We start from the raw sequence: 17,576 nt of genomic DNA, 5'->3' as shown, positions 1-17,576 counted from the left end.
GCGTCAACAGCTGATGCACAACAATTTTCGGGGAAGTTAACGGGTGTACCGGTGAAGCGAGTTCAGTAAATCGGTACACTAGGGTGGGTGAACGCGTGACGAACCGGAGGTGGCATGAGCGGAGTAACGATCCATCAGGTCGCGGAGGCTGCGGGTGTATCCGCCAGCACCGTGTCGAACGTCCTCAACGGACGTACGGACCGCATGCAGGCGGCCACTCTGGCCCGCGTGGAGCAGGTGATCGAGCAGCTCAGCTACCGGCCCAACCGCGCCGCGCGCATGCTGCGCACCGGCCGGATCAAGGTCATCGGCCTGATCGTGCCGTCCGTCGCCAACCCCTTCTGGGGGGCGCTCGCCCGGGAGCTGGAGGCCATCGCGCTCGCCGAGGGGTATCACGTACTGCTCTGCAACAGTGAGCGGGATCCCGCCCGTGAGCTCAAGTACGGTGAGGAGCTGCTCGCCGACGGGGTGAGCGGTGTGGTGCTCTGCTCCTCGCTGCCCTCGCTCGACCACGTGGCACCGCTGCTCGGCCGGGGGCTGAAGATGGTGGCCTTCGACCGCACCGCCCAGGCGGGCGACCCGCCGTCGCTGGCCTCCATCAGTGTCGACAACGCGATGGGTGCCGAGCTCGCCACCCGCCATCTGCTCGAACTGGGCCACCGCCGGCTGGCGTTCGTCTCCGGCTCGGTCAACAGTGTCAACCGTCGCGAGCGGCTGCGCGGTTTCCGGGCCGCCCTGGAGTCGGCGGGTCTCGATCCGGAGGACGCGATCGTGTGGCCCGGCGCCGACACCGCCGAGTTCGGTGACAAGGACGCCGCCGAACTGGGACGCAGGGCCGCCGGTGAACTGCTCCGGGGGTCGCGTCCCCCCACCGCTTTCGTTGCCATCAACGACATGTGCGCGATCGGGATCTGCCGGGGCGCGAAGGATGCCGGCCGCAGCGCAGGGCAGGACATCTCCGTGGTCGGGTTCGACGACATCCTGCTCGCCGACCTCTTCGAGCCGCCGCTGACCACGGTCCGGCAGCCGTTGCCGGAGATGGCCGCCGAGACGTTTCAGCAGCTCCGCGCCCGTATCGACTCGGCGCCGGCTGCCGGGCGTTCGCTCCTGATCAGGCCGAGGCTGGTGATCCGGGAGTCGACGGCTCCAGCACCGGCCGGCGTGGCGGCGGCTCAGGACACGGCCGGTGCGCGGGGGTGAACCACCGGTGCGCATCCCCGCGATGCGCGCCGGTCCGTACGCCAACGGCACGAGGGCACCGTCCGGGAGACGGTGCCCTCGCGCCGGTGCCTCTGTGCCGCTGCTCCGGCACCGGGCCCTTGTGCCGGTGCCCTTGCGGTAGTGCCAGTGCCCGACGGGACGGCCGAGGCCTCTCGTGCCCGTGCCCGTCCGTGGGCGGGCGGGTCAGGAGGTGGTGCAGGCGCCGACGGCAGGCTCCGAGGTGTTGCCGTTCGTCATGACGGTGAACCCGAAGGAAGTCGAGGCACCGGCGGCCAGACTGCCGTTGCCGTTCGGCTTCATCGTCATCACGTTGCCGCTGCCGTCCCAGGACGGGGTGCCGTTCCAGGTCGTGGCGATCTTCTGCGGTGACGTCACCGTCACGGGCACCGTCCAGGTGCTGATCGCCGAACTGCCTGCCCTGATCGTCACCTGTCCGTTGAAGCGGTCGCCCCAGGTGTTGGTCCTGGTGTACGTGGCCGTGCACGCGCCACCGCCCGTGCCCCCGTCGCCCCCGCCGCCGCTGGTTCCGCCCAGGGCCGTGAGCACGGCCGTGTACGCCGGCTTCTTGCCGTAGTTGTCGTCGAACAGCAGCGGAGTGCCACTGCTGCGCCACGAGTACTTGTCCGGTATGCCCCACACGGTGATACCTGCGCAGCGCGACACGGCCAGGCAGGCGTTCACGACCTTGGTGTAGCTCGCGGCCTGCGCCGATCCCGAACCCTCGATGTCCAGCTCGGTGATCTGCACGTCGACACCGAGATCGGCGAAGCGCTGAAGATTGGCCTGGTAGTCGGCGGGGACGGGGGAGTTGCTGTTGAAGTGCGACTGGAAGCCGACGCAGTCGATCGGCACACCGCGCTGCTTGAAGTCCTGCACCATGGCGTAGACCGCGTTGCTCTTCGCGTTCTGGCCGTCGGTGTTGTAGTCGTTGTAACAGAGCTTGGCGCCCGGATCGGCTGCCCGTGCGGTACGGAAGGCCTCCTCGATGAAGCTGTTGCCGAGCTTGTCCTGGAAGGGTGAGCTGCGCCTGGCACCGCTGCTGCCGTCCTGGTAGGCCTCGTTGACCACGTCCCAGGCGTAGATCTTGCCCTTGTAGTGCGCCATCACCTGGTTGATGTGGTTGTTCATCGCCGAACGCAGATCGTCGGCGCCGAGGCCGCCGACCCAGCCGGGCAGCTGGGAGTGCCACACCAGGGTGTGCCCGCGGAGCTTCATGTTCTTGCCCTGGGCGTGGCTGACGATCTGGTCCGCGGAGGCGAAGTTGAAGCTGTTGCGGGAGGCCTCGACGGCGTCCCACTTCATCTCGTTCTCCGGGGTCACCATGGTGAACTCGGTGTCCAGGGTCGAGGAGTACGCGGCCTCGCCCAGGTGGTTGGCGGCGACAGCGGCGCCGAAGTACCGGCCCTTGGCGGCGGCCGACGCCCCGAGCGTCGTGGCGGCCTCGGCGGTGCCGGCGAGCGAGAGGACCGCTGCCGCGGTGAGCAGGCCCGCTGTGGCGAGCACGCCGGCCTTTCGCGCCCGTGAGCGCGGCCGCGGACGCGTGGCCTTGCTGCCATGCGGTGAATTGACGATCACTTTCCAACACCTTCTTCCGGTCGCCGGGCGGGCCCCAGCGGGCCGCCCGGACGAGTGGGGGAACTGTGCGCGGAGCGGTTCGTCCGCCACGGGTGCACCGCTCATTGGCGACTCCGTGGCGCGGAGTTGATCGGTGATACAGGGGAGCGAGGGAGAGTATGCGCGCGCCTGAACGACTCGTCAACGCTACATTTCCGAAATGTTTCGATGCGGTTAACTCCATGGCTGTCTTTGAATATGACTTTGACCTGCTGTTATTTGACCTTCGCTCGGTCTTGCCGGGATGACGGATGGGGCGCATGGGTACATTCGCCGCTGAGGGCTACGAAAGGATTCCGAACGTTGTGTGCAATGGTTGAGGCGATGGCCGTCGTCACGGCGGATCGCTGACCGGAGGGATCCTGGCTGACCTGCGATATCTGTGATCGCGCCGAGGAATTGGAGGGAGAATGGATCGAAAGCCGCGCGACGTGAGGGCGAAATATTTCGACACCAAAAGAATCTTGTACGGGTTTCCGACGTGGGTGAGCGGTGGGTGGAGCGCCGTCGGTGGCGCGAGCGGGGTGAAGGGGGGCGATCGGCAACCTCGCCGCCCCGAACCTCGACCAGCTCGCCGCCGCTGTGAAGCGCGGCCACAAGCGGGCCGCGCCGGCCGCACCTCATCGCCGGCCGCCCCGCAGGGGCCGGTCTGACTCCGGCCGGCTGACACGATCAAGCAGACATCACACATTCAAGTCCGGTGAGTGTTCCCGGCCGGCCCGGCGCCTGCTCGGTGAGCGGGTGGGTGGCCGTGGCGGCGTAGGCGTAGGCGTGGGCGGTGCCGACGGGGTACCCGGAGGCCGCGGTGGTACGGGCGAGGGTGTCGTGGCGGCGCGGGTCGCACGAGTGGGATCGGCGCACATCGGTGCGGCCGGAGTCCGCACCGGCGGTCACCTTCGCGGATGACGATGAGCACCGTGACCCACTCGGCCAATGCGTGAGGCGGGTCGAGCGCGGCAAGTGCCGGGAACGACAACAGGGCTACCGCGTCGCTGGGTTGAGGCGTCGAACACCTCCTGAACTGCACGGGAGCCCTGTCCGCTGCGTACCCCGATCCCGCACCGAACCGTCCCCCGGTCGGTGGCCACGCCGAGAACGCTCATTGACCGGCGACGGGCCGGCGACGGCGCGCCGTATGTTTTCAGCCAAATCTCGTAACAAGCTCTGAGTCATGGGTTCGACTTCCCGGGATTCCGTACGCCGTGGGGCCGCGAACGGACAACTGACAAGTGGTGCGTCTGTACTTCAATCGCCGCCCCGAGGGGGCAGCGATTACCCCCGCTTTTCGCGGCGTAAACACCTTCCGGCGCACATCCTCCGATGGCCTCACACCACCTTTGAGGTGCACTGCGGCGACATGTCCAACTTCGACATCTGCGCAGGTGGGGGGCGCAATAACTCCACATAATCCCAGGCGCGTTCACATAGGCTGCGCCTGCCTCTCCGATGCCCGGGGCGGCACAGACGCAAAGAGCGAACACGGCCATCCGGGCCGCGATCGTGCGGCACGAAGAAGAGAACGTCTGGAGTGATGTGTGTGCACGGCATACGTAGATGGGGGCCGGCGGCGGCAGCGCTGACGCTGCTGGCGGGGGTTTTTCAAGGAATCCAAGCGTCCCCGGCGGCAGCGGAATTCGACTGCTTTCGAGCCACATGTTCAGGAAAAGACCCCATAGAGATGGGGTGTGACGAGGATGCCGAGATTCTTCAGCAGGTGACCGAGGCGGACGAATCGGTCTCGGTGCGGCTTCTGTGGTCGCCGATGTGTCAGGGAGTGTGGGCAAAGGTCTCACGTGATCTCGACACTTCGCCCGATTATGTGTACCTGACACTGTGGACGACACGCGATCCCGACGGCGGTGTCCAGGCCGGCGACACTGCGGGCCGTCTCGGCGACGGTGTGGCAGGCGCCTATACCAAGATGCAGAACTGGAAGAAGACGACGGCGAAGGCGTGCTGGAACGACGTCAATGCCACATTCGACCCCGCACCGACGAGTTATGTCATCCAGGACCCCAACAGGAGCAACGACTGGCCGGTCGATGCGAGCCTCCCGGTCGTGCACGGCAGCTGCACGGACTGGATGTGAGGAGCATCATGCGAAGAAGACGCCTTATACGCTATTTGTCCACGAACCCGCTGGTCATCATGAGCGTGGTGGCGGCCTCCGCCGCGCTGGTCCCGTTGGCTTCCACAGATACCACACCGGCCCCTGCCGCTACCGAGACCACATCCCGTCTGTTCTCCGCGCCCAACAAGGACCTGGGAGCGGACTACACCTCTTCGGCGGACGAGATCGTGCAGGCCACCGGCGACGCCGAGGGTCTGCACATCCTCGCGGCGCGGGAGAGCGACGGGTTCTCCTTCTACGAGATCGCCCGTCTCAGGCGCAAGGAACTGTCCGACGTCGGTCCGTGGACGGGCTACGTCTGTACCACGGGCTCAGGGAACTACGCGGCGGCGGTCTACGCACCGTCGGTCTGGTCCAACAAGGCCGGTGCCTACGCGAGCGGCGCCTTCGCCGCGGTGATCCGTCTTTCCGACGGCAAGGTCACCGAGGTTCCCGACCGGGTTCAGCTGGCCTACTTCGCGCCGGGCTGCGGCGCGGGCGACGAGGTGGCGTTCACCTCCAGTTCGGCCACGGACACGTCGGTCGGCTCGACAACGGTGATCTCGGTCGACGCGGCCGCCGGATCGGTGTCTTCCCGCCGCACTGTCGACGGCTACCTGACACATGTCACGCCCACGCAGAAGGGCACCGTCGGGGTCCTCGACGGCAACCTCGTCGACCTGAAGGACAACGGGAAGACGAAGCTGTCCGCCCGTAAGCTCTCCAAGGTACCCGGCCCGATGTTCGCGCTGGCCGCCTCGGAGAACGGCGCCGTGGACGTCGGTACGGTCAAGGGCGGGAGCAGCGTCATCTCCCGCTTCGACGGCAAGACCTTCACCGAGCTCGGCCGGGCTCCGAAGGGCAAGGTGAAGCTCCTCTCCGTGGCCCATGGCGACGCGGTCGTCGGTGACGTGAAGGGAATCGACACCGGCAAGGCCCCGGGACTCGCCAAGCACGCGGTGGACGGCCGTGTGGCCGGGATCTCGCGTCTCGGTCACCTGGTGACCCACTCGGTGTTCTCCGAGCAGATGAAGGGCGTAACCGAGGGCGTCGGCTCGTCGCAGGCCAAGGGCGCCGGATCGCTGACCGTCAAGGCGACCGCGCTCAAGACGGGTGCGAAGGCCACCAAGCTCGTGGACGCCGACCGCAAGCGGCCGAAGTCGGACGCGTCGCTGCCGATGGGCCCGACCGCGTTCGCCATGTCCGATGACGACGATCCTCTCAACTGCGGTGAGGGCTCGCCGGAAACCCAGTGCCTGTCCGGGGCGGGTGCGGCTGTCCACGGCAAGATCGAGAGGATGGAGACCCCCTGCATCGTCAAGCGCAACGACCCCAAGCGTCAGGCTCTCCAGGCCAGCGCCAACCAGGTCGAGTGGGCCGTCGATCAGGCTGTCCACGGCAAGCTGACGATCTCGCGTGGGGCGGACTGGCACGACACCGGTCTTGGCGCCTATACCCCGCAGGGTCTGTTCCCGAAGCCTGAACTGACCGGTGGGGGCGAGATTCCCGCGCAGGTCATGCTGGGCATCCTCGCCCAGGAGTCCAACTTCAAGCAGGCGTCCTGGCACTCCATGAACGGTGACTCGGGCAACGTCACCAGGTCCGACTGGCTCGGGAACCAGAACGGCATCCACGGTTATCCCGACGCGACGGCGTCCGACTGCGGTTACGGCATCGCCCAGGTCACGACCGGAATGGACGGGGCGTACCCCGAACCGCTGGACACCCTGCACGCGGGCGCCGTCACCACGGACTACGCGGCGAACATCGCCGCGGGTCTGCGCATCCTGGGCGAGAAGTGGAACCAGCTCAAGGACCTGGGCATGAACGCCAACAGCGGCAGCCCGGCCTACATCGAGAACTGGTACATGGCGCTGTGGGGCTACAACTCCGGCGTCTACACCGTCGGTGCCAACGCCGGCCTGGGTTTCTTCAACAACCCGATCAACCCGAGCTACCCGGCCGACCGGGAGGCGTTCCTGCGCTACGACTACGACGACGCCTCCCGCCCCGGCGAGTGGAACTACTCGGAGAAGATCCTCGGCTGGGCGGAGAACCCCCAGCGGACCTGGAACAACGAAGAGTCCTACGTCAGACCCGACATGCCGTTGAGCGTCCTCAAGACTCCCCCGTACGGACTGTTCTGCGACGCGTCCAATGCGTGCGACCCGGCCGCGGCGGACCCGTGCCCGAGCTGGAACAACCTGTGCTACTGGGGCAAGAGCGCGGAATGGATAGGCTCGCAGAGCACCAGCAACTCCAGCACCGAGAATCTCCGCTACTCCCTCGGCTCGTCGGAACCCGAGCTCCAGAGCAAGTACGACCACGGGCCGTGCATCGACCATCCGAGTGTCTACACCGATGCCATCGTCATCGATGATCTCGGAGAGCACGAGGACACTTACGGTTGCGGCGACTTCGAGGGGGCCTGGGACGGCAAGTTCACGCTCCAGGTCGGTGACAACTTCACCACGCAGAGGGACGACGGCTCCTACCGCGCAACCCCCTACATCGGCAACATCGACCTTCACCAGCTCGGCGCGGGGTACGACCACCACGTGTACTTCACGCACAGCTACGACTACGGCGAGATCTTCCACAAGGTCACCGGCCGGTGGCAGATCAACCCGAAGCTGCTCCCTTCCGGAGACCAGCCCGGCAATCGCTACAAGGTCTATGTCCACCTGCCCAGCCACGGCGCCGAAGCATCGATCGGGTACGACTTCATCCCGGGCGAGAACTCGTCCGGCGCCGAGCCCGACCACTGCAGCATCAACCAGGGAACACGCAGTGCGGGCCAGGAAACCTGGTTCGAGATGGGCACCTTCACCTTCTGGAAGGGCGGCCGGATCGAACTGGACAACATCCAGAAGGGCGCAACCGGGGACGACAACGTGGTGTTCGACGCGATCGCCTTCGTTCCGTCCCTCTACGCGGACCCCGGCGTGTGCAGTCTCAACGACGGTGGCCTGTGATGCGCACCGCCCTCCGCGTTCCCGTCGTGCTGATGGCTGTCGTCATCGGCGTGGCGGGAGCCACCTCCTGTAGCCGGAGCACCCCCGAAACGACGGCGACCGAGCATCCGAAGGCCGCAGCGGCCAAGGCCGCGTCCAAGCCCTCCGGAACGCCGACTGCGCCGCCTGTCACCGAGTTGCCGAAGCACGCGGTAGCAGGTGACGAGCGGCCCAGCCTCGACGCGGGGCACACGATGGCCGCCGGATACACCGGGAAGGACTTTCTCGCCCGGCTCGCGAAGGACTGGAAGCTGAAGCTGGACAAGCCCGTCGATCAGGAAATGCCCGACGGGAAGAAGAGAACGTACATCCACGGGCACGCCGGAAGCGACAGCGGAAGCGGGATGACGGTTTCGGCCGGATTCGCCGACCAGGAGGACATGTCGTCTCTTGTGTGCAGGACCGGCACGAATCAGTCCGGAGCTCTCGGCTTCCTCGCGGCCTGCACCGAGCTGGACGTGGCGGGCATCGACCATGGCAAGGCGTCTTCATGGCTCGAACAGGCCAAGAAGGAAACCGACTCCTTGTACAAGGCGAAGGTTGCCGAGACCAAGAACAAGAAGGAGTACGTCGTCAGCGGAGTATTCACCTCGGGGCCCGTGGTGATGGTTCTGCACCGGGCGTACGAAAAGTACTCGCTGCGCATCCTCGGAAGCGCGGCGGCATAGCAGGCGAACCGTCCCGGGCGAAGGGCCTTGCCGGTGACGGCAGGGCTCTTCGCCCCGCAAGCAAGTGGCCTTGGCCGGAGCTGTCCGACGGACCATCCGCCGTTCAGCACTCGGCAGGCCCTTGAGCCCCAGGAATTTCCGGCCAGTGTGTGAAATTCCTGTGACTGCCGACAGATATCTGATCTGGACTCCGGGTCCTTTTGACCCGGAGAACTCCCGAAGGAATGAGGAATCATGCGCGCTGCAAGACGTGTTCTCGTCCGCTTTGTCGCCCCGGCGGCAACCGCCCTCCTTGCCACACTCGTCGCCGCCCCCATGGCCTCGGCGACGCCCGCGGAGACCGCAGCCGAGATCTGCGACAACATATGCGTCGACGGGGTACGCGCGGCCACCCACGACGGCTACGACCGCGTCGTCTTCGACCTGGGCACGGGCACCCTGCCGCAGGTCGATGTCACCCAGAGCACGAGCCCGGGATACGGAACGCCGAGTGGCGAGACGAAGAACCTCGCCATCACCGGCAGTTCGTACCTGTTCGCCGACTTCTACCCGGCCCGAACCGGAGACTACGCGGACACGAACCCCTTGGTGAAGCCGTTCGCCCTGCCCACCGTCAAGGGCGTGCAGTACCTGCACGAGCAGCACTCCCAGCCCGCCTTCGGTATCACGCTCGACGGTCCGGTCTCCCGCTACAACGTCTTCACCCTGACCGCCCCGAACCGCGTGGTCATCGACATCTACAGGTAGGCCCCGCCCCTCGCATGAGGCGGCTCTGCGCGCCGGGGGCGGCATCCGCCCCCGGCGCACAGGCCGCTGCCCGAAGACGGCTACCAGGAGTCCGAGCCGCTGCTCCGGCGCAACCGGGAGCGGAGAGGCCTCTTCCCTGTACGCAGGGTGTACCACCGAGCCGTGATCGGTGGACTCAACGGGCACGGAGCCACACCTTGTTGTCCGGTCTTTGGAAGGGCCTCGGTGAGACCGGGGCTTGAATCCCTGGGGGCGGTCGGAGTACGGACGGAGCCGAGAGCGACCTCCGTCGCAGTGGACGCTTCCCCGCTGAGCCGGGTCGCGTACGGCAGCGGTGGAGCGCCTGTGGAACATGCCTCCGACGATCCGGGCCCGCCGGCAGTCCGCGGCCGCGCGCTGCTTGATGCGCCTGCGAGGACCGGCGTGCGCGGTGACATCAACGGTTCGCGGCGTACGTCGTAGCCCGCTCATTGCTTCCAGAGGCTGTCTCTGCGCCTGCCGTTTCTCGCCACTACTGGCGAGTATCGAAGTGGCGGCCGAGGCGTCTGGTGAGCGGCTACTTGGGAGTGATGGTGGACCAGCGTTATGAGCGTGGCCTGAAGACCATGTATGAACTGGGCGGGAAGGGAGGGACCGATGCGTTCCTCGCCTCCATCTCCGATGTCTGCCCGGCTCTCGGGGATCACATAGTGACCTCCATCTACGGCGATCTCCACCACCGGCCGGTGCTGGCTACCGGCGAGCGGGAGCTGGTCACCTTGGCGGCGCTGGCGGCCCTTGGCGGTTGTGAGCGTGAGATCCGGCTGCATACGGAAGTAGCTCTCGGCGCGGGCATCTCACCTTCCCAGATCGTTGAAGTGATGCTGCACATCGCTGCTTACGCGGGAGTACCACGCTCCGTGAACGCGGTGCTGGCAGCCCGGGAGACATTCGCCGAACGCGACCTGCTGCCGGTTCCCGCCCCGGAGGCGTCATGACCATGCGAACGGCTCTGCTCTTTCCCGGCCAGGGCTCCTATGTGCCCGGGATCCTGTCCGACATCAAAGACCGGCACCGGGTCACGGACGTGCTCGCCGAGATCGACGCGGCAAGTGCCGGTCTCGGCGGCAGCCCGGTCTCTCCTCTGCTCACAGAGGCAACGGCACCTGGACAGGACGAACTGGTCGACACCCGGCCCGAGGACCTCGATCTGGCCATCTTCGCCACCGATGTCGCCACCCACACGGTGCTGGAGACGCTCGGCGTGCGTAGCGATGTGCTGGCCGGACACAGTTTCGGGGAGATCGCCGCGCTCACCGCGGCGCGGGCGCTGACCGTGGCCGACGCGACACGGTTCATCCTGGAACGGTCCAAGGTGTTCGCCGGCCTCGACCTGACGGGGGGCGGAATGACCGCGCTGAACCTCGACGGCCGGCGCAGCGGACACCTGGTGGGTCTGCTCGACGACCCATCGGTCACGGTCGCGCTGGAGAACGGACCGGAGGCCTGCGTGATCTCCGGTCCGCTGGGGGCGCTGGCTCGCGCGGAAGCGCTCGCCGAGGCCGTCGGCGCACGGGCGACCCGGGTGCGGGCCGCGTACCCCTTCCACAACCCGATGCTGCAACGGGCCGCGGACCTGCTGGAGGAACGCACCGCCCGGTTGCCGATGCGGGCCCCGCGGGTCCCCGTCTACTCGGCGATTCTGGGCCGTTATATGGAAGGACCGGATGATCTGCGGCTTCTGGCGGCCCGCCACCTCGTCCGGCCGGTGCGGTTCTACACCGGACTGCAGCAGCTGCACCGGGACGGGGTACGGGTCTTTGTCGAGTCGGGAGCCCGCCGGATCCTGACCCAGCTGGCCGCTGCCGCGTTGCCGCGAGGCATCGTGGTCACCGCCCCCTTCGACCGGCGGCGCACATCCGACCTGATCGTCGCCGAGCTGCGCAGCGCAGGCATCAGCACCGACGTCCCGGTGCGGGAGGCGATGTCTGCGACACGGCCGCCCGAAACCCGAACCGCGCCGGGTCCCGCGGCGGTCGCTGCCGAAGTGCCTCGGCCGGCCGCAGCCCCGGAATCGCAGGGCGAACCTGCGGCCGGGAACCTTCCGGCGCGAGCACAGCTCCTCACCGAGCTCCGCGAGGCGTACGCCGAATTCCTGGACTATCCGGAGGAGTTGCTGGCCGACGAGATCGACCTGGAGGCCGATCTGGGAGTGGACTCGATCAAACAGATGGAGGCCTTCGATCTTGTACGGCAGCGCTACGGGCTCGGTGAGCCGCCCGCGGGCCTGCGCGTCACCTCCTATACGACGCTGTCCGGCGTCGCCGACCTGCTGACGGAGCTGCCGGGCCCCACTGCCGTCGGTTCTCCCGACCGGACGGGAGCGTGAGCGGCGATGGACGGAAGGCTGACAGGAAAGACCGCCCTGGTCACCGGCGGAGGCAAGGGCGTGGGCCGGGCAGTGTGCCGCGAACTGGCCGGGCTCGGGGCCCATGTCGTCATCAACTACTTCCACTCGCGCGACGCGGCACGCGCCACCCTCGACGAGATCCTCGCGGCGGGAGGCTCGGGCGAGCTGGTCCGTGCGTCGGTGGCCAAACAGGACCAGGTGGACGCCATGTTCGCCGAGCTCTCCGACCGGCACGAGGGCCTGGACATCCTCGTCAACAACGCCGCTCGGGGAACCCTCGCGGCCATGTCCACCCTGACGGAGGAGGACTGGGGCCGGGCCATGGCGGTCAACCTCGACGGGGCCCGCCGCTGCGCGCTGGCCGCCGCACCCCTGATGGCCCGGCGAGGCGGGGGAAGCATCGTCAATCTGTCGTCCATCGGAGCCGGAAACGTCTTCGGCAACTATGCGACGGTGGGCGTCAGCAAGGCCGCGCTCGAGGCGCTGACGCGCTATCTGGCAGTCGAGTTCGCGTCGCAGGGGATCCGGGTCAACACCGCGTCCGCCGGCATGATGGACAACACGACGCTGCCGCTGTTCCCCGAGGCGGAGGCTCTGCGTGAGGTGATCGAGCGGGCGACGCCACTCGGGCGGCTGGCCACCGAAGAGGATCTCGTGGCCCTGGTGCTGTTCCTTGCCGACGAGCCGTCCGCCTTCATCACCGGGCAGATGATCCTGGCCGACGGCGGCCTGTCGCTGGGACACGCCATGCTGTCGCCGCCGGCCGGGCGACCGGCCGCGAACAGGCCATCGTCCGAGGCCCGGCCACCAGCCGCCGCTCACGAACCAACCGCGCTCCCGCCACCGCCCGGGTCGGAACACGCGGTCGCGGTCGTCGGGATGGGCATCGCCGTGCCGGGAGCTTCCGGCCCGGATGAGTTCTGGGAGTTGCTCAACCGTCCGGGTGAGATCTTCAGCGAGCCGCAGGACCGTTTCGCCCTGGACCATTTCTGGTCGGCCGACTCGTCCGCGACAGACCGCACCTACTCCCGCGTGGGCGGCTATCTGCATGGCTTTCGGCCACATCCCGGGCTGCATGACACCTGGCCCGCCAAGGACCGTGATCCAGCGGCGCTGTGGCTGCGGCACTGCCTGCTGCAAGCCGTCGACGGACTGCGGACAGCCCCGGCCGAACGGTGCGGAGTGTATGTGGGCGCATGGCCCGGCGGCAGCCAGAGCCTTGCCGAGTCAGCGGTCGTCGACGCCGCTTCGGCCGCGGCCGGTGGACCGGAAGCGGCCCGCGAGGTGCGCCGAGTATTGCGCGCCCACTACCGATATGCGCTCGACGATCCCCGCCATGCCCGGCCCGATGCCATTGTCCGGGACGCCATCGACGGCATTCTCGACGAGGTCGCTGAGCTGCTGGTGGTCGACACCGCCTGCTCCTCCTCGCTGTACGCGGTGGACCTCGGGGTCAAGGCGCTCCTCGACGGCACCTGCGAGGTGGCTCTCTGCGGTGGTGTGGAGGCCCTCGACCCGACCAATGCGGTGCTCTTCGCCAAACTGCGGGGCCTGTCCACGTCCGGCCGGGTGCGGTCTCTGGACGCCGGATCGGACGGCACGCTGTTCAGTGACGGGGCCGGCATGGTGGCCCTCAAGCTGCTCTCGAAGGCCCTGGCCGACGGAGACACGGTCCTTGGGGTGCTGTCCGGATTCGGAGCCGCCACCGACGGGCGTGGGAAATCGATCTCAGCCCCCAATCCGGCAGGACAGCGCCGCGCGGTGGAGCGCGCCCGAGCCGTGAACGCCACCCGGCCCTCCCAGATCGACTGGGTCATCGCCCACGCGACCGGAACTCCCGTGGGCGACCGGTCGGAACTGCGGATGCTCGCGGAAGCCGCCCCGCCGAACGGCTACCACTGCACAGGCAGCAAAGCCGTCATCGGACACACGGGATGGGCCGCGGGGGCCGCCTCCCTCATTCACGCCCTGCTGGCGCTGCGACATGAACAGATCCCCGCGCAGCCGCACTTCCGGCAACTGCCCGAAGGCGTCGACCCCGGGCGCATCCGTGTTCCCCGCGCGACTACCGCTTTCCCCGCCCGTCCGGACGCACCGCGCACCGTGGGCATCTCGGCCTTCGGCTTCGGTGGCACCAATGGCCACCTCCTCGTTCAGGACCTGTCGTCGACGGCCCCGACACGCTCCGCGCCGTCCGCCGCCAAGAGTGACCTCGTGCTCGTCGGCTGGAGTGCCCATCTGCCCCGCACCCCCGACCGGTCAACGGTCACCGCCTGGCTCAAGGAGCAGGGCGGCCTTCCCGGCACCGTATTCGACCGCCCCTATCCGGTTCCCGTCACGGCCGATATGCGGCTCACCCCACGGACCCTGCGCGCCATCGATCCCGCGCAGGTCATGTCCATCGAATCCGCCGTGCGATTCGCAGCGGAGTGCGGCCCCCTGTGGTCCGGACTGGAGGAGAGCACCGGCGTCGTCGTGGCGCACACCGGCGTTCCGCGAGCACTCGCCGGGGCAACCATGCGTTGTTACGCCGACGACCTTCTGCGGACACTGAGGGGGAAGGTCTCCGGCAGCATCGTCTCCGGGGTCGAGGAGTACGTACGAACAGTGCGGGAGAGCACACCGCCTGCGAGTGAGGACAGCCAGGCCGGTGTCATGACGAACGTCATCGCGTCCCGCATCGCCGCGCGATTCGATCTGCACGGTGCCTCGATGACCGTCGACGCCGGGGAAGACTCCTTGCTGGCCGCGGTCCGGGTCGCAAGCCGCTATCTCTTCAGCGGGGAGCTCGGCCTTGCGCTGGTGCTCGCTGTCACCGCCGATGTCTCCGGAACCACCGGCGGCGACGGCACACCGGACGGCTACGGGGGCGAGGGGGCCGTGCTGCTGGCGCTGGCCACCCAGGAGCGCGCCCACCGACAGAAGTGGCCGGTGCTCGCGCATCTCGTGCCTGTGAGCTCCGGGTCCGACCGCCCGGAGCGGGATGACACCGGGCCCGGCCCAGCGGTCCGCGCCGAGCGGGACGACGCCGGGCCCGGCACAGCGGTCCGCGCCGCGGTGCGGCTGCTGGCAGCGGCGGAGTCCGGCCAGGTCCGTACGCTGCACGCAGCAGCGCGAAGGGCCTTCCCTCTGCGCATCGTTCCCGGTGCCGGCGAACGGCCGGGACAGGGCATGCTGACGGACCGGGACGAGCCGGGCCGGACGACCGGGCAGGAGCAGACTCCGCAGCAGTCGGCGCCCGCCGTCGCGGACAAACCTCGGCTCACCACCCGCCACACCCGAGTCCTGGTTCCTGTGGGCCGCCCCGCTCATGGCGGTCCACAGCGGCCGGTCCCCGACGGGGGAGTGGTCCTGCTCGGTCCCGGCGTCAACGCCGAGCAGCTGACCCCCCATCTGGACCGGGCCGACTTGATCGTGGGCTGCTCGGCAGGGCAGGCCGGCCACCGCGTCCACGTACCGGAGGATCTCCAGGACTCCGATGCTCTGAACGCCCTGCGCGATGCTCTCGACGAGGCCCGCCCCTCTCTCACCGTGCTCGCCGACTTCGCCACCGCCCGGCCCTGGCCCGCAGCCCCTGCCCCGGACCTGCTGAAGCTGCACGATCTGCTGTTCCTCATCGCGCAGCGGCTCTGGCCCCGCTGGACTGCGGCAAGTTCGCTGGCGGTGCTGCTGGCCGGTCAGCCCACCCCCACGCATCCGCATGCGGCACTGTTCACCGGCACGGTCCGCAGCCTCGCCTGGGAGCAGCCGGACTCGACGGTCTTCGCGCTGGTCACCGACACCCCCCTTGGTCCCGGAGCCCTCGAGACGCTTGCCGCGGAGCGCCGACTGCCAAGCCCGCACCCCGTGGTGCACTACCGCGGCGGACGGCGGCACGTGGAGACCCTGTCCGCCGAACCACCCGGGACACCATCGTGGGACGCAGCGACGAATCCCCCCTCGCTCGGTGAGGACCCGGTCGTCGTCGTCACCGGCGGCGCCGGCGGCGTCAGCGTCGAACTCGTCGACGCCCTCCCGCACAAGGCCCGCGTCTGGCTTCTCGGGCGCACTCCCATGACGGAGCCGCCCGAGCCGCCGCACAACGGGCGACCGCACGAAGACGGCCAGGCGCGCGCGCAGTTGCTGCGCGAGGCCCACCGGACCAACCCCGGCCTTCCCGTACGGGAGCTGGTCGCCCTCGTCGACCAGCAATTGGCAGAACGCAAGGTGCATCGCGCACTGGACCGGCTGCGCAGGCGGCACGGCCAGGACCGGGTCCACTACCTGGCCTGCGATGTGCTCAAGGCACCGGCCGTGGCCACCGCCGCCGAGCAGATCCGGCTGGCGGAGGGGCGGGTCGACCTGGTGATCCATGCTGCGGGCCTACCCGGGGCGACCCTCATCGACAACAAGGCCCTCGGCTCGTTCCAGCGGGTACGGGACACCAAACTGCTCGGCTACCACCATCTCAGAGCAGCCTTCGCCGACGACCCGCCAGAGCTCTGGTGCAACATCGGATCGGTGCTCGGCGGGGCCCTCGGTCTGCCGGGCGAGGCGGACTACTGCGCCGCGAACGACTTCCTGACCGCAGCCGCCGAACACGGCAGCACCCCTGGAGAGCGCACGGTCGTCTTCCCGCTGTGGGGCGAGGACGGCTTCTACGCGGCCGATCCGGTCACCAAGCGATACATGGGCCGGGCCACCACACTCACAGCAGTGTCCACCGGCGAGGCAGTCGCGCAGTTCCGCGCCGAACTGGCGGCCGCGACGACAGCAGCCCCCACCCCTCACCCCTACGTGGGCGCAGAGGAAGCCCTCCTCTTCGAAGCGGAACGCTCCGGCCGCCGGCCCTCCAACGAAGCGGACCCTTCCCGTCACGGGGCCGCATACCTGGACAGCCCTCGGGCGGTCCAGACCCGCAAGGACCACTGGCTGCTGTCCTTCACCCCCGGCCACGACGGCCATCTCGACGACCACCTGGTCGACGGCAAGCCCACCCTCCCCGGCACCTTCATGCTGGAGATCGCCGCCGAAGCGGCCGCACAGGTGCACCCCGGACTCCTGGTGTGCGGCTTCCGCAACGCCGACTTCAACACCTTCGTACGTCCTTTCACCGGCCGCCTCCCACTCACCCTTCACGTAGCGGCCACAAGCATGGACCAGGCCCCGGACGTGCGGGGAAGACTGCGGGTGCGCGTCACCCTCGAATCCGAGGTCACCCCGCCGGGAGGCGCCCGGCCACCGGTGCGGCGCCGCCACTTCAGCACGGTCGTCGTCCTTGCCGTACCTGGCCACGCGCCTCTGCCGGGCCCGGCAGAGCGCCCACCGGTCCAGGGCCGCACCGTGCCGGATCCGTACTACGCGGAAGCATCCCCCGTGCTGCTCCAGGGCATTTACCGCAACACCCGTGACAGCCACACCCACGGCGGCGACTGCCATGCCGTCTGGGCACCGAGCCTGGAGGAATGCCCCTGGCTGCGAGATTTCGCCATCCCGTCCCTGTTGCTCTGTGCGGCGGGCCGCACTGCTGCTCTGCCGGTGGACCCACTCGGCGAGCAGACACTGTACGTCCCCCGCAGGATGGGCCGGGTCGACCTGTTCGCGCCGGGCAGCAACGACACCCTGCTCGCGGGCAGATACGGTTCCACGATCTCTCTGCACTCCCACGAGGGGCAGGTCTTTCGGGCCTGCGCGCCCGGTGGCCAGATCCTCCTGGAGCTCTCGGAGGTGGAACTGGCCCCGATGGGCACGGTGCCGGCCCGGCCACCATCTGCCGCGCACGACCGTTCAGCGCAGGCACAGCCCGCCGACGTCGGTCCGTGAGCACATCCGAA

The 17,576-nt window shown here is 68.5% G+C and carries 9 protein-coding genes and 1 pseudogene; 8 read left to right on the top strand and 2 right to left on the bottom strand.

The features are described 5' to 3' along the window. Positions 1 to 114 precede the first annotated feature (114 nt). The gene (locus tag ACZ4LX_RS06485) at positions 115 to 1,200 is read left to right on the top strand and encodes a LacI family DNA-binding transcriptional regulator (RefSeq protein ID WP_467638926.1); all 1,086 of its coding nucleotides are present in this window, start codon (positions 115 to 117) and stop codon (positions 1,198 to 1,200) included. Between the two features lie 204 nt (positions 1,201 to 1,404). Here ACZ4LX_RS06485 and ACZ4LX_RS06480 read toward each other — a convergent pair whose 3' ends face one another. Together ACZ4LX_RS06480 and ACZ4LX_RS06475 are read right to left on the bottom strand one after the other, a co-directional pair. Beyond that, positions 1,405 to 2,724 carry a glycoside hydrolase family 10 protein gene (locus tag ACZ4LX_RS06480; protein ID WP_467638929.1) on the bottom strand — a complete coding sequence of 440 codons (1,320 nt, stop codon included), beginning with the start codon at positions 2,722 to 2,724 and terminating at the stop codon, positions 1,405 to 1,407. 813 nt (positions 2,725 to 3,537) lie between these two features. Continuing rightward, positions 3,538 to 3,811: pseudogene (locus tag ACZ4LX_RS06475) on the bottom strand (IS5/IS1182 family transposase); the annotation flags it as partial. Positions 3,812 to 4,372: 561 nt separating this feature from the next. On the opposite strand from ACZ4LX_RS06475, the gene ACZ4LX_RS06470 reads away from it, so the two are divergent. From ACZ4LX_RS06470 to ACZ4LX_RS06440, 7 genes are all read left to right on the top strand, one after another. Continuing rightward, complete coding sequence (locus tag ACZ4LX_RS06470; protein WP_467638932.1) at positions 4,373 to 4,924, top strand: DUF2690 domain-containing protein; 552 nt, start codon at positions 4,373 to 4,375, stop codon at positions 4,922 to 4,924. A gap of 35 nt (positions 4,925 to 4,959) precedes the next feature. Continuing rightward, positions 4,960 to 7,920 carry a hypothetical protein gene (locus ACZ4LX_RS06465; protein ID WP_467638935.1) on the top strand — a complete coding sequence of 987 codons (2,961 nt, stop codon included), beginning with the start codon at positions 4,960 to 4,962 and terminating at the stop codon, positions 7,918 to 7,920. Continuing rightward, on the top strand, positions 7,920 to 8,627 hold the full coding sequence (locus tag ACZ4LX_RS06460; protein ID WP_467638938.1) for a hypothetical protein: 708 nt from the start codon (positions 7,920 to 7,922) through the stop codon (positions 8,625 to 8,627). The genes ACZ4LX_RS06465 and ACZ4LX_RS06460 overlap by 1 nt, the downstream gene beginning before the upstream one ends. A gap of 234 nt (positions 8,628 to 8,861) precedes the next feature. Further along, on the top strand, positions 8,862 to 9,374 hold the full coding sequence (locus ACZ4LX_RS06455) for an AMIN-like domain-containing (lipo)protein (protein WP_467638941.1): 513 nt from the start codon (positions 8,862 to 8,864) through the stop codon (positions 9,372 to 9,374). A 548-nt stretch (positions 9,375 to 9,922) separates the two neighbouring features. Further along, a complete protein-coding gene (locus ACZ4LX_RS06450; RefSeq protein ID WP_467638944.1) occupies positions 9,923 to 10,351 on the top strand; it encodes a carboxymuconolactone decarboxylase family protein in 429 nt (142 codons plus the stop codon). After that, positions 10,348 to 11,742, top strand: coding sequence for an acyltransferase domain-containing protein (locus tag ACZ4LX_RS06445; protein WP_467638947.1), 1,395 nt, complete (start codon positions 10,348 to 10,350; stop codon positions 11,740 to 11,742). Before ACZ4LX_RS06450 ends, ACZ4LX_RS06445 begins: the two co-directional genes overlap by 4 nt. Before the next feature lie 6 nt (positions 11,743 to 11,748). Next, entirely contained in the window at positions 11,749 to 17,565 is a 5,817-nt protein-coding gene (locus ACZ4LX_RS06440; RefSeq protein ID WP_467638950.1) for an SDR family oxidoreductase, read from the top strand. Positions 17,566 to 17,576: the final 11 nt, after the last annotated feature.

The sequence above is a fragment of the Streptomyces sp. NPDC026062 genome (assembly GCF_055568375.1).
This window is presented reverse-complemented; position numbering and strand designations above follow the sequence as displayed.

What these genes read in the sequence shown, in the direction of transcription:
- ACZ4LX_RS06460 (WP_467638938.1), top strand. Translation starts at nt 7,920, where the DNA reads ATGCGCACCGCCCTCCGCGTTCCCGTCGTGCTGATGGCTGTCGTCATC.
- ACZ4LX_RS06485 (WP_467638926.1), top strand. Translation starts at nt 115, where the DNA reads ATGAGCGGAGTAACGATCCATCAGGTCGCGGAGGCTGCGGGTGTATCC.
- ACZ4LX_RS06440 (WP_467638950.1), top strand. Translation starts at nt 11,749, where the DNA reads ATGGACGGAAGGCTGACAGGAAAGACCGCCCTGGTCACCGGCGGAGGC.
- ACZ4LX_RS06455 (WP_467638941.1), top strand. Translation starts at nt 8,862, where the DNA reads ATGCGCGCTGCAAGACGTGTTCTCGTCCGCTTTGTCGCCCCGGCGGCA.
- ACZ4LX_RS06445 (WP_467638947.1), top strand. Translation starts at nt 10,348, where the DNA reads ATGACCATGCGAACGGCTCTGCTCTTTCCCGGCCAGGGCTCCTATGTG.